This window comes from Paenibacillus sp. BIC5C1 (assembly GCF_032399705.1).
Classification (GTDB): domain Bacteria; phylum Bacillota; class Bacilli; order Paenibacillales; family Paenibacillaceae; genus Paenibacillus; species Paenibacillus taichungensis_A.
Genome location: NZ_CP135922.1, coordinates 2747089 through 2761059, shown reverse-complemented (window position 1 = coordinate 2761059; position 13971 = coordinate 2747089). Strand labels below are relative to the sequence as shown.

Annotated in this window: 10 protein-coding genes; 3 read left to right on the top strand and 7 right to left on the bottom strand. The window is 46.2% G+C overall.

Annotated elements, in window-relative coordinates; all coding sequences use genetic code 11:
• Positions 1 to 544 precede the first annotated feature (544 nt).
• Both RS891_RS12745 and RS891_RS12740 read left to right on the top strand, forming a co-directional pair.
• A complete protein-coding gene (locus tag RS891_RS12745; protein WP_315795469.1) occupies positions 545 to 1285 on the top strand; it encodes a hypothetical protein in 741 nt (246 codons plus the stop codon).
• 142 nt (positions 1286 to 1427) lie between these two features.
• The gene (locus RS891_RS12740; RefSeq protein WP_053779896.1) at positions 1428 to 1640 is read left to right on the top strand and encodes a cation:proton antiporter regulatory subunit; all 213 of its coding nucleotides are present in this window, start codon (positions 1428 to 1430) and stop codon (positions 1638 to 1640) included.
• Positions 1641 to 1736: 96 nt separating this feature from the next.
• Here RS891_RS12740 and RS891_RS12735 read toward each other — a convergent pair whose 3' ends face one another.
• Positions 1737 to 4484, bottom strand: a complete 2748-nt coding sequence (locus tag RS891_RS12735) for a PAS domain-containing hybrid sensor histidine kinase/response regulator (protein ID WP_315795468.1) — start codon at positions 4482 to 4484, stop codon at positions 1737 to 1739.
• Between the two features lie 235 nt (positions 4485 to 4719).
• Between RS891_RS12735 and RS891_RS12730 the strand changes: the two genes are divergently transcribed.
• Complete coding sequence (locus RS891_RS12730; protein ID WP_315795467.1) at positions 4720 to 5547, top strand: protein-glutamine gamma-glutamyltransferase; 828 nt, start codon at positions 4720 to 4722, stop codon at positions 5545 to 5547.
• Between the two features lie 184 nt (positions 5548 to 5731).
• Here RS891_RS12730 and infC read toward each other — a convergent pair whose 3' ends face one another.
• From infC to RS891_RS12700, 6 genes are all read right to left on the bottom strand, one after another.
• On the bottom strand, positions 5732 to 6223 hold the full coding sequence (gene infC, locus RS891_RS12725; RefSeq protein WP_315795466.1) for a translation initiation factor IF-3: 492 nt from the start codon (positions 6221 to 6223) through the stop codon (positions 5732 to 5734).
• A 125-nt stretch (positions 6224 to 6348) separates the two neighbouring features.
• Positions 6349 to 7281 carry a manganese-dependent inorganic pyrophosphatase gene (locus RS891_RS12720; protein WP_315795465.1) on the bottom strand — a complete coding sequence of 311 codons (933 nt, stop codon included), beginning with the start codon at positions 7279 to 7281 and terminating at the stop codon, positions 6349 to 6351.
• Between the two features lie 306 nt (positions 7282 to 7587).
• Complete coding sequence (locus RS891_RS12715; protein ID WP_315796294.1) at positions 7588 to 8319, bottom strand: metallophosphoesterase family protein; 732 nt, start codon at positions 8317 to 8319, stop codon at positions 7588 to 7590.
• A 114-nt stretch (positions 8320 to 8433) separates the two neighbouring features.
• The gene (locus tag RS891_RS12710) at positions 8434 to 9441 is read right to left on the bottom strand and encodes an LLM class flavin-dependent oxidoreductase (protein ID WP_113052426.1); all 1008 of its coding nucleotides are present in this window, start codon (positions 9439 to 9441) and stop codon (positions 8434 to 8436) included.
• A 193-nt stretch (positions 9442 to 9634) separates the two neighbouring features.
• Complete coding sequence (locus RS891_RS12705; RefSeq protein ID WP_315795464.1) at positions 9635 to 11572, bottom strand: LTA synthase family protein; 1938 nt, start codon at positions 11570 to 11572, stop codon at positions 9635 to 9637.
• Between the two features lie 104 nt (positions 11573 to 11676).
• The gene (locus RS891_RS12700; protein WP_315795463.1) at positions 11677 to 13947 is read right to left on the bottom strand and encodes a putative PEP-binding protein; all 2271 of its coding nucleotides are present in this window, start codon (positions 13945 to 13947) and stop codon (positions 11677 to 11679) included.
• Positions 13948 to 13971: the final 24 nt, after the last annotated feature.

The following is a 13971-nucleotide window of genomic DNA, read 5'->3' as shown; positions in this document are numbered from 1 at the left end:
CTAGTGTTGATCGTTGTCCATAATCTTGTAGAACCAGCCCATTCCGACCATTCCCACAACCATAATGATTGCCATAATAATGATATATGTCATGAATGTAACCCCCCTGCTCCGTATTTCTTCACACTACTACCAGTTTACACGGTGAAACCCATTTTGAATTGACTGAACATTGACAAAAATACGAAATCTTCATTTTCACTCAACATATTATGTCCTTTTTCATTGTAATTTCAACCGGTATGTCCTTCACTCGATTATTCCACATCTACCTTATCTGCATCCAAAATGTTCAAAACACAGATTCACGGTTTAAACGTTCACCCTCAAGCACAATAAACAACTCGTCTGACTTGTTATCATTATCGAATCACTCCTTTATTGCTTCGCACCTCTTTTTTCATGCTAATTCTATAGATTTATCCTATCAAAGCATACATTCACCAGGCTCTAATAGTGAACAAAGTTTCATCCGCCATCCTTACGGTGTATACTATACTTCTATGAATTGGAATTGGATTATACGCAGAAAGGTTTGAACTGAATGTCGACTCGCACACCCTATTTTCGTCAGCTATTATTCGCTTCTCTACTAACTCTTATGCTGTTTATACTATCCGCTTGTGCTGATGGTGAAGCTCATGTCACGGTTAATATGGACGGTTCATCCGATCTGGATCTGAATCTCAGCGTAACCGACTCAGCTTTGGGAATGATGGGACAAGAAAATCTCATGACAATGCTCGCAAATACGTTGAAACAGAATAATTTCCAGGCCGAAGTTTCGGACCAGGGAGATCGGACACAGCTCAAAGCGACAACCCATTATGAGAAAAGTAATACCGTCTCTACCTTCAGCATGTCGGATCTGCCTGATGGAATCAAGGTGGAGCAATCCACTACACCCGGCTTTTTCACTTCCAAATTGCATATTGCTGCTGAAGCTGACCTGTTGCAGACAATACCTGATGGAGAAGTCAAAGACCAAATCACCAAGGTCCCCGGATTCCTCAAAAACTTGCTGTTGAAAGATGTCAATTTTGATTTCAAGCTGACACTGCCAATTAAGGCCCAGGATTCCAATGCAGATCTGGTCGAAGATCATGGAAAGACCCTTATTTGGCACGTCTCCCCACTGAATACGAATAAGCTGGATTTGACCGTACAGGTCCCGAATATTCGGAACATTATTATTACGGGGGGCATTGCCTTGGTGCTGATCATTGCATTACTTATCTGGTTTATGGTCCGTCGTAGACGAACCAGACAGGCTCGAAAAGTATAACTAACCACAGTTCAGGAAACTTGGATGAGATCACCACTAATTCATTTCCGACTTGCCAAACGGTGTTATGGATAGTAGAATACATCCGTACTGTGTGAACGGTTAACTTAACTATGGAAAAGCTAAAGAGGTGACAGGTTTCATGAATATCCGGGAATGCCCATTGCCTGGTATCGGAGTGAAGTACCAGTTTGATACAAAAAGCGGTAATAAGTTGGTCATTATTGTCCATGAAGACGGACGCCGTGAATTGTTCTCGGTGGACCCCAATGACAACGAAGAACTTACCCTAATTGCAGAACTGGAAGATGACGAGTGTGTAACCCTTTCGGGGTTAATTGGAGGATGGTCCTGATATCTGTCAGGGCAATACCAACGATATGCAAAATAACCTGCTCCCTTATTAGGGCAGGTTATTTTCTTATCTCTGTATTCTTAGTGCTACTAACCATCAGCGCTCTTGCCGGGACCGAATATACGGAACCCATGTGTTTAGTACACGACTTATTTCCGTAGAGCTGAACGGTTTGCTGATAAAGTCCTGCATGCCGCATTGTAAACACGCTTCCCGGTCGTTCGCTCCTGCAAATGCCGTGATGGCTGCAATGACGGGAGTTTCAGGATGGCTTTGCCTAATTCGACAGGTCGCTTCAATTCCATCCATAACAGGCATTTGGATGTCCATAAAAATAAGGTCATACGTTTCCCTTTCTAATGCTTTCACCGCTTCAGCACCGTTCTCCACGATATCACATACACCGCCGAGCTTACGAAGCATTTCCTCCAGCAAATGACTGTTCAATGACTGATCCTCAGCTATAAGAATTTTGATCCCTGCTGCCAGACTTGTTCGATTCAGCTTCAGGTCGTTATCAGCCACCTCTTCAATCCGATCCGTGTACTCGTCTTGCCAACGTTCAAGTAACAGGGTGAATTGGAAATTGGCTCCCTCACCTGTCTCACTTTGCACACCAATGGCGCCGCCCATGAGTTCCACAAGCTTTTTACTGATAGCCAATCCCAGACCTGTACCTCCATATTTCCGATTAATAGCCGGATCGAGCTGCGAGAAGGACTGGAAAAGTTGATGCTGCTTATTGAACGGAATGCCAATCCCCGTATCTTTGACTGAAACTAACAAGATAAGGTGATTCTCATTGTAAAATTCCGCTGGCTTAACGCTCACATGAACCTGAATGCTTCCCTTCTCCGTGAATTTGACGGCATTGCCTACCAAATTTATTAGAATCTGACGAATTCGTGTTTCATCGCCTCGTACGCATTCGGGAATCTGATCTGACATCTCACAGTATAGTTCAATATTCTTTTCGGAAGCTCTAAGCGCAAATAGTTCCATAACCCCGCCAAGAACGGCTTTGAGATCCACTGGCTGTCGTTCGAGATCCATTTTGCCTGCTTCAATCTTGCTGAAATCCAAGATTTCATTCAGAATATGCAGCAGTGATTCACCACTGTCGATGATGATATCAGCGAAGCCGTTCTGCTCCTCATCCAGCTCTGTTTCTTTTAGAAGGTGAGCCATGCCCATAATTCCATTCAGAGGTGTACGAAGCTCATGACTCATAATTGCCAGGAACTCGGATTTGGCTCGATCCGCATGTTCTGCCACTTCTTTGGCACGAATGATTTCCTTCACCGATGTCATATCGCGGAAAACCAGAACTGCCCCACGATTGTCCCCCTGCTCCATAATCGGTTTCAATTGGAATTCCGCCAAGAAGCTGGAGCCATCCTGCTTCCAAAATACAGACTCAGATCGCGGCAGACTTCGCCCTTCTCGTACAGCTTGAAGAATTGGAGTTCCATTGGACGGATAAGGGATACCCTCGCTTTGCATTTGTAACATAATCTCTTCAAGTGGCTTGCCATTCATCTCAGACGGACAGAAATCCATCATCTCTGTTGCAATCGGGTTGGCAAATATAAGGTTTCCATTCTGATCCAGGCCAATGACTCCCTCAGACATGGCATTAAGAATCAACGCCCTCTCATAACTGAGATTTTCAATTTCCTCTACATACCTTTTGGACTCCGTAATATCGCTGGTTATTCCATAGACGCCTACGACCCGATCCTCGAGCAAAATCGGAACATTAATCACACTCGTTTCAATACGCTGTCCGTCTTTGTGAATCAGCCCTACTTCATAGCTCTGTACGGTTCCTTTTGCGGTCTCTTCAAAGTGATGCCTTGCCTTATCCAGGTCCGCCGGATCAATGAGATGATCAAAAGATGAACTAAGAAGTTCCTCCTTGGTATGGCCTGTCAATTGCTCCTGACCCGCGTTAGCCTTCAGCAAGTTTCCGTCCAAATCCAATGAAGCAACTCCAAGTGGATTACTGTCGAACAAAGATTGGTATTCTTGAAGACTTAACTGCTGCTGCTTGCTTGCTGTAATATCACGGGTCACCGCGATCATTTCCTGCAGATTCCCCTGTTTGTCATATAGATAATGAGTGATGGTATCTGCCCATACAACAGAACCATCTTTATGCAGGAGCCGATAGATCATTCGATCAGGAGCAAGGCCTTGAATTTGACCCGCTACGTAAGCTTCCACAAGAGGTACATCGCTGGGGTGGATGCAGAACAGGCCAGATTGACCAACCACTTCTTCTGGATCATATCCCAACATGTTTTGGCTGGCTGGAGATACGTACTTGAACGTCCGTTCCGGATCAGCATGATGAATGGCAATCAGGTCAAGCGAGGATTCAACCAGCAATCTTGAGATACGACTACTCTCTTCCAACTGCTTGCGCTGTATAATGAGTCGACTCTCCGCATCCTTTTGCTTCGAAATATCCGCTGCCTGCACAAGCAAATAAAGCGGCTCGCCACTCGTTTCATCCCTGACGATGCAGGCTCTTACCGTCGCCCACAGAAGAGAATCATCCTTGCGCTTAAGCCGTAACTCTGTTTCATACATCAGACTTGATCCATTGGTCATACCCCAGAAATGGGATCTAAACTCCTCCATCTCTATGTCTTCCTCATAGATCATATGTACAATCGGGGAGCCAATCAATTCATCTTCACTGCACCCCAGCATTTCACAAAATGCCGGATTGAGCTGAAGCCAACGTCCGTTCACATGCGAAGCAACAGCAATGCCGATCGGTGCATGTTTGTATAACTGCTCGAACAGAGAACGATTCTCTGCAATTGGATTCGACACCACATATCCTCCTTTATGGGGAATCTGAATATATTCCGTATGAACAGATCGACCTGAACATAACTTCATCTATAAGAGTAGTACCCCAAATGTCATGATTTATAAACGAGATCAACAAATTTCAGGCAATTATCGACATTCTTATCGTGTGTTCATGGTGTCATATACTACAGAATACGCGTGCATACCCGTTTGTACAAGGCTGAACATTCAAATGATACTGGAGGTAATGATTATGATCACTGTTGCGAATCAACCGGTTGAGCTGGTGCGTTCGGATTGGTCTGCTTTTGCATGGCATTGGTTGCAGCAACTACAGAATAGTACATCCGTATACACATATCAATCCATGGATCATCTTCACTTTGAATGGACGTTGCGCGAGTCTCTGGTGGATGCAGCGGAAGCGCTCGATCGAAGCGGGGTCAGCTTTGCCTCATTCGAGAAATCCAGGTGTAACCCGGCATATTGGAATCGAAATGCTGAAGGTGGCTTTGAGCTAAGGTCTGAGATAACGCCTGCTGAGGGAATCCGGGACATATGGAAGAATGGTCATCTGTATGCCTTTGAATGTGCAACAGCGACTGTAATTGTTCTATATGGCGGAGTATTAAACAGCATTCGGGAAGATGATTTCAATTCATTGTTCCGCGATCTGCTGCTCTATGATTGGCACTATGACAGCGATCTGCGATTAACAGAGAAGAACGGAAGCGATTCTGCGCTTCCTGGAGATGTATTGTACTTCAAAAATCCGGATGTTTCCCCTGAAACACCAGAATGGCAGGGAGAGAATACCATTATGCTGCGTGAAGACTTATATTATGGTCATGGAATCGGGATTGCAAGCGGGGAAGAAATCATCCGTTCATTGAATCAAAACCGCATTCCTGGAAGTACAGTATCAGCCTATTTAATGGATACGGTTATTTATCCTGACTTTCTATATCTGTCCCGCTATGCCAAGAACAATAACGTGAATTCACAGACAGCCTCATCTACCCCGGTCTTGCCAGGACAGTTGTACGTACGCATTGGCGGCAGCCGTTACTTGCGAGTCTAAACAGCTTGAGGCATGGTTGTTATTAGGAATGTAGAATTGCTTGACGATATTTTATGCTGAAAACCCCTTAGAGCAGGTTAGCTGTTGCTCTAAGGGGTTTTTGAGATCAGTTGGGAGATCCGCGAAATACGACCGGATTGTCTCCCACAGCTCCTTTTTATTCAGCTGAATTCGTTCATTGTTATTATCCAATGGGGTCCAATTGTACAACGACCTGCTTGCCACTTACCTGGATACCCGTCGTTTTGCTGCCATACTCGGCCAAAGATTTGCACAGCTGTTCTGCCCATTCCTTGCCCGCAGTTCCTTCCTTGGCTCCATGCACCTGGATGACAAGCTTCACCGAGTCACCTTTCGTCAGGATACGCTCTGCCTGAGATTGCTTGGTCTCCCGATCGTGGTCTTCCATCTGCAGGTTCAGTCGGATCTCCTTCACTTTACGTTTATCCGGTGATTTTGCAGCCTTCTTCTTCTCTTGTTGTTTTTCCTGTTTCGCTGCTCCAGCACCCATTAATTTGCATGGCGGCGGGCTGGTCATTAGGGACATACAGATCAGATCCACCTTGTGCTGCTTCGCAAGTGCAAGTGCTTCACGCGTAGACATGATGCCGAGATCTTCACCGTTCAAGCCGGTCAGCTGCACTTCAGTCGCTTTAATCTTTTCATTTTTGATCATGGTACACCCTCCTCTACAACAAAAGCCTGTCCTGACCTATGACAGATCAAGAGCAGGCTTGGATGTTGTAACTGAATATTCATCGTATATCTGGACGTAATGGTTATACGTCGGTTTTGTGCATATTACAACGAGTTGAACGCTTCGGTCAGAACTGGAACAATTTGCGATTTGCGGGATACTACGCCTTTGAGCAGCGCTCTGCTATCCGACAATGTTACATTGTACGCTTTTTCTACAGCTTTGGTGGAAGCACCATAAGCCAATGCAACCGAATCGTTGTTCAGGATGTCGGTTACGACAAATACGAACAGGTCAAGACCTTTGCTGGAAATAATCGCTTCAATCGCTGCTTCGAGCTCAGGTTGCTTCACAAGCACATCATTCACGTCAACCGCGTTCACTTGTGCAATCTCCACTTTTGCTTGACCCATTGCGAATTCTTTTGCATCCAGGGAGATCAGTTCAGCAATCGTTTTCTGGCTCAGATCCGCACCCGCTTTCAGCATATCCAGACCATAGCTGTCTGCATCCACACCAGCAATGGCAGCCAGCTCACGTGCTGCTGCTACATCCTGCTCTGTGCACGTTGGGGATTTGAACAACAGGGAGTCGGAAATAATCGCGGACAGCATCAGACCAGCAATCGGTGCGCTGATTTCCACGCCGTTTTCTTTGTACAATTTATTCAAAATGGTTGCTGTACAACCTACAGGTTCTGCACGGAAATACAAAGGCTGGCTTGTCTCAAAGTTCGCGATCCGGTGATGGTCGATAACTTCAACAACAGTCACTTCCTCAATATCGCTAACACTTTGTTGGCGCTCATTGTGGTCAACCAGGATGACCCTGTTCACTTCGTTAGCTGCCGTTTTGATCAGACGTGGCGCTGCCACTTTGAATTGATCCAGTGCAAATTGAGTTTCGCCGTTTACTTCGCCGAGACGAACAGCTTCAACGTCCTGACCCAATTTTGTTTTCAAGTCTGCATAGGCAATGGCCGAGCAGATCGTATCCGTATCGGGATTTTTGTGACCGAAGATTAATGCTTTTTCCATATTAATAGCCCTCCGTCAATTCTGATTTAGATGAATAAAATGTAATATTTCAATCATACCCTTACTGATTATAGCGTTAATAAGGCTTAATTCCAATCCCTTTACAGCGAATTAATTACAAAATCATGTCAGGCTCTTGCCTTTATACTCCGTAAACGAATGCACAACTCTGCCGTTCCACCAGCTTCAATCCATTGTCGATATGTATACCAATCCACATTCTCAAGAAAGGAAAAGGTTAGGGCTTCAACGGGATTTAATTTATACTTTTGTTTAAAGAGATTTATTTGAATTTCGCCGTGTGGATTAAACCTCGGGACCCTGACGGGTCTCTCCTCTTTTCACAAAAAGAGTCTCTAGACTTCCATCTTCGCCGATCTCCAGCAAGTTTAATTGAGCACCATAAGCACATCCGCCATCAATGCCAATCTTGTCCCCATTCGGATCAAACCATACACCTGGCTCCTTATGCAAGTTTTTGACTGGCGTATGACCGAATACCACCGTCTCCTCAAGCGAGGTTGGTCTTGAATAGAATGGCTCCCGAATCCAAATGAAGTCACGCTCTGACTGGGTCCGCCAATCCTCCACATCCGGATTAATCCCGGCATGTACAAAGATATAACCAGGAATTTCGTATACAAGGGGAAGCTGTTCCAAAAAACGAAGATGATGCTCATAGTGTGTACGGACCCACTGTTTGGCTTCAGTATACACATCCCAGTCCAACTGCTCATCATTCAAAGAAACCTCGACATAGCTGGCCAGCGTCTGTAAACCTCCATTGCGAATCCAGTGTTTGTCATATTCCTCGACATTATGGTTCAGCGCCTTGACCATCATCGCATCATGATTTCCTTTGATCGCAATAATGTTGTACTGCTCGTGCATCTGCATAATCTGCTCCACGACCTCTTTGCTCTTCGGTCCGCGGTCGACATAATCACCTAGCAAAATCAGCTCGTCCTGCTCAGGATCGTATGCTGCCAGCCCAAGCAGAGCATTGAATTCGTCGTAACAGCCATGAATATCACTAATGACACATCTGCGAATGTGAATCTCTCCTCTCCCTGATCACGCAAGAGTATAACCGGAACCTTGCAAAGACAAGGCTCCAGCCATTTCAGAATACTAATTCCCTTTCAGTACCGATTAATCCTGCTTTATATTAAAGGCTTCCGCTATCAAGCTGAATGAACGTAAACGATCTTGGAATGAGTGAATCGCGGATGCAATAATAACTTCATCTGCTTCATAGCGTTCAGCCATTGCTGTAATTTTGTCCTTCACTTGATCCGGTGTACCGACGATAGAAAAAGAACGGCGTTGACGGATCTGTTCCATCTCCATGGCCGTAAATGGATAGTTGTTCACCGTTTCCAGGGATGGGAATGAGTTCTGCTCCAGCCCCCGGCCAAGCCGCAGGAAGAATAACTCATTACTTCGAGCCAGTTCAGCGGCTGCTTCTTCGGTCTCTGCACAGAATGCCGACACCGCAATCATGGAATGTGGTTTGTCATTCAGGATAGAAGGCTTGAAGTGTCTGCGATAATGCTTCATCGCTTCCTCTCCACCCGGCGTTCCGAAAAATTGGGCAAACGCGTAAGCGGTCCCTTGTGCTGCAGCAATTCGCGCACCTTCGGAACTGGAGCCGAGCAACCATACTTCCGGAACAGTTGGTACGGATGGCCCAGCAACTAGGGAAGCAAAACGATGATCCTCCGGCAGCTGTTCATGAAAGTATCCACCCAGATCGGCAATCTGCTGTGGGAAAAATTGCACATTCGATGACTTTCCTTCATTCAAAGCTCTGCTGGCAATCGGCATGCCACCCGGGGCTCTGCCAATGCCAAGATCGATTCGGCCAGGGTGTAGAGCTTCCAGTAAACGGAAGTTCTCAGCAACTTTATATGCACTGTAATGAGGCAGCATTACGCCGCCTGAACCTACACGAATTCGATCTGTATGTGCTGCGACATGTGCAATCATAACTTCCGGACTGGAAAATGACAGTGCTCCGCTGCCATGATGCTCCGACATCCAGAAGCGGGAGAAGCCCAGTTCATCTGCATGTTTGGCAAGAGTTACAGTCTCCTGAAGGGTATCCTGTACCGTCCGTCCCTCATTAATATGTCCATGTTCAAGTACACTAAGTTTCATCTATATTCATTCCTTTCGTCATCTGCGTTAGTGGCTCCATCTCACATTGTAACATTATTGATTACAGTTTCAAAGGATATCTGCTTCTCAGTTACACGTTCATTACACGAAGAAATGTACGATGAATAAACAAATAACGCCACCAGCTCGTGAGCCAGTGACGTTATAGTATTTCATACATATAAGAATTCAATTACGGTGCACGTTTGGGCAACAGCTTCACATACTCGTCAGACAGCTTCATCAAATTGAGCACATGCTCATAATCGGAACGGTACGGCTCCAAATCCGTGACGGGTTCATACGTTTTTAACGAGTAGGCTGTTCCATCATCAAAGCCCGCACCCGGAATAAACATAATATCATTATTCACAAAAGAACCTGTCGGCAAATAATACCGGATACCGAACGCATTATGGTCCATGTTAAGTAGATCGTGTCCAAATGCTGTGAATTTCTCTTCCTTCAAAGAAACCCCCATGAGGTTCATCACCGTTGGCAGTATATCCAATTGACCGCCAGGCTGTTCTATGACTTGACCTTTCGCCTGTTTCGGCGTGTGGATCAAGAGCGGGATATTGAAGCGGCTAACTTTACCATCATAGGGCACACCAAGATTGGTCTGAATCTGCTGAGTTATCTCATCATTTGCCGGAAGACCGAAATGGTCGCCATATATAACGAGTGTTGTGTTATCCCATAGCCCGTTTGCCTTGAGTTCATTGATCAGCTGACCTACCGCATAATCCGTATAATTGATCGCTTGCAGGTAATCATGCAGCAACGTATTGGTGATTGTGGCCGGGATGGTAATTCTCGCTCGGTCCGCAGGAACCGTAAACGGTGAGTGGCTGGATGCTGTAATGAACTGAGCATAGAACGGCTGATTAGCAGCCTGATGCGCAGCCATTTTTTCCACACCTACACGATATAATTCCTCATCCGATGGTCCAAAATCATTAAATTTATCATTCTTGAAGCTAGGCTTGTCGAAGTAACGATTGAATCCAAGCGCCGGATACATTTTGTTCCGGTTCCAGAAAGTGACGTCATTGACATGGAACGTTTCTGACTCATATCCTTCTTTGCCTAGCAGTTTTGGAAGACTTGGCAGATCACGGTCACTATACCCTGCTGACATGGGTACAACTCCAGTTGGATAGATGGATGTGTTCGACATGAACTCAGCATCCGATGTATTTCCCTGTCCGATCTGTTGGAAAAAATGAGAGAAATAATAGCTTTCTTTTGCCAGATCATTCAGAACGGGGGTTAACACCTGACCGTCGAGAGAAGCATTAATCGGGAAGTTTTGAAATGACTCCAGTTGGAGGACAATCAGGTTGCTTCCTTTAGCCTGACCATAATATTTGGTTTTGATAGCCGTGCCTTGACTAGACTTATCCTGATACGGAAACTTGCTAACCAGTTGATTAATCTTGTCGATGGTTTCGTTAATGTTGCCATTCGCAATGGCTTCATTCTCTTTGCTCGTCAGAATCGCAGATGACACCTGATAATTCAGGAAACCGAGATTTTCGGCACGAACCAGCTCATTATCAATTGTTTCCCCTTTGACAATGAAGCTGCCTGACAGCACGATGCAAAAAGCAGCTGTAAGAGCTACACCCAACTTGCCCCAATACCGTCTCCGGCTTCTGCCGAAATGGAGTCCACTGTCGCGGTAGCTGCTGTTACGAGATGAAGCACGACGACTGCGCAAGATAAACCATACGGGCAGTGCCAGTACGATATCCACAAAAAATAGGAAGTGCTCTGGTCTTACCAAAGGCCCGATACTGCCCCTCACTTGGGCGACTTGGCCCAGTTCGCTGAGTGCCGTATATGTGGGAACCGAACTGAAATGTACGTTATAGAGTGTCGCCGCGAACAATACAAGCGAGAACAACACATTAAAACCTGCGTACACTGAACGCTTCCAGGTTTTTGGCACGATCAGATCGAGGATACATACCACGGTCAGGGCCCCCAATGCGTCAGTAACGAAACCGATGCCAGACAGACCCTGGAAAAAGAAATACCGCAAAAGCGACAGCTTCAGCAGCATAAGAATGAATAACACGGCAAACAAGGTCCGTGATGAGGTCCGCTCATTTTTGGAATTAAACATGGTCGCTTTCAACCCTTATCTGAAATTTTTACGTTCCTTTTACAAAACGCATATTTCAGTATAACAGTTTTAGGGTTGCTATTCCATGAGGGGATATGGAAATGTTATGCAATCGTCGATATATCGCCGTCCTGCCTGTTCTCATTTGGGTCCTGCTTCTGAGCAAGGAGTGCCGCCTGTGCAGCAGCAATACGAGCTAGCGGTACCTGTTCTGGCAGACAGCTTACATAGTCCAGACCAATACGGTGGCAAAAAGCAATGGAAGCCGGATCGGCTGCATTCTCGCCACAGATGCCTGCTTTTAAATAAGGTTTCCGAATTCGGCCCTGAACGAGAGCCATCTCCACCAACTGCCCCACTCCGTCGATATCCAGTACCTGAAATGGATTACTGGGCAATGAGTGTTGTTGCTCAACAAAATGAAGGAAGGGCTTCTCCATATTGTGACGGCTGTAACCAAATGTCATCTGTGTCAGCTCATCAGTGCCAAACGAGAAGAAGTCCGCATGACGCGCGACAGGAGCTGCAGTCAGTGCCGCTCGAGGGACTTCAATCCGTGCTCCCACTTTGTAAAGACAGTGACGTTTCTCCTCTCCAAGCACCTGGTCCGCTACATGATCCACCAGATCTCTCATGACCTGAAGTTCATTGGCATGAGCTATCAAAGGAATCATAATCTCCGGCCGTACCCATAAACCTTGGCGGATGCCCTTCACCGCTGCACGAAAAATGGCTTCAAGCTGCATATCGTAGATTTCCGGGAAAACGGTTCCCAGTCGACAGTCCTGCTGTCCTAGCAGTGGATATTGTCCCTGCAATTCCAGCACCCTGCGGATAACACGCTCAAGCTCCTGCAGTTCGGTATTGTCCTCCTCCAATGCCTTGAGAGCCAACTGCTCTTGTCGTTCTTTTAACGTTTCAATATCAGGCAACAGCTCATGCAGCGGTGGATCAAGCAATCGAATGGTTACCGGATAACCATCCATCGCTTCGAAGAGTTGTTCAAAATCAGCCTGCTGCATCGGCAATAGACGTTCCAGTCCACGTTTGCGCTCAGCTTCACTGTCAGCCAGAATCATTTTCTGTACAAAAGGAAATCTCGAAACAGACAACAACAGTTGTTCTGTTCGACACAATCCAATGCCCTCAGCGCCTAACGCGCGGGCCTTCACGGCGTCCTTGGGATGATCCACATTCGAAAGTATTGTAAGCCCCTTCATTTCATCTGCCCATTCCAGTAGAAGCTGCAGCTCTGGTGATAAAGTTGAAGATGCTTTAAGCAATTCCGTCACATGCCAAGGCTGGATACGTAATATTGCATTCTCTTTGGTGATTACCCCTTCATCCACAAAGTCTACAGTACTCCTCAGCGTCGCCTGTGAGGTTAACCTCGCCTCACTGATTTCCACCAGATACAGGCTCCCTGAATCCACGACAAATTGGATCTCCTGTACCTCTCTCGTGTGGGATTCCAGATAACTGCAAGCATCCTGCAAAAAATCATACACTCCCGGCTCTTCACTTCGTAGTTGTTCCAATCCTTCATTCGAACGCCAGGAAGCAGCAGATGAAACGTAATCACCTGTCATGCCCCGTTCCCCGGTACCCGGATGACGAGAATATACCGTTCCGTTTCCGCTTCGATCACCACACTCGCCATTGACCATCACCTGTATAAGAACAGCTGCTCCATGAGTTTCATCGGAGAAAGGAGAAGGATTACGAAGAAGTTCTTGTTGGGAGCTGGGCCTTATGACACGTTGTGAATCAGAAACTGCACGCATCACTTCTTTTAATTGTAACTGCACATCCTGAGGGAAAGGATGACGTCCTTTCTCTTCTATTAAGCGTTTATATTCTGCGATGGCGAATTCTAGCTTCGCTTCATCGAGTATCGAGATGTCTCCCCATTTTTCTTCAAATAGGGTATACGGAATGTCGTGCACCAGTTGTCCATAATCCTGCAATAAAATCCGATAACAATTAAGGGCATACTGACGATCATTCGTTTGCCTCGCGAAACCCTCCACCGTCACATCATTCAGTCCTACATAAAGCAAAGCATGGGATGCCGTATTACGGGAACACGTTTCACTTGACCGGACGGCAAGCAGCAGCGGCGCTAAAGAATCACCGAAGAATTTGCCGGTTTGCTTCTCTAGATGCTGAATTGCGCTGCCAATCTCTTGGGCTCCTTCAGCTGAAAGATGTGCAAGACGGGTACAGAACGTGCGACAGCCTTCCCTTGTTACAATGAATCCGGCCGGAACGGGCCAACCTGCCTGGAGCAACGCCGCAAGTTCAGCCCCTTTACTACCCATCAGCCCTTTCATCTCTGCCGTACCTTCTTCCAATAGAACTACCCGTTTCGTCATTACAGCGCTCCCATCTGCCATTAC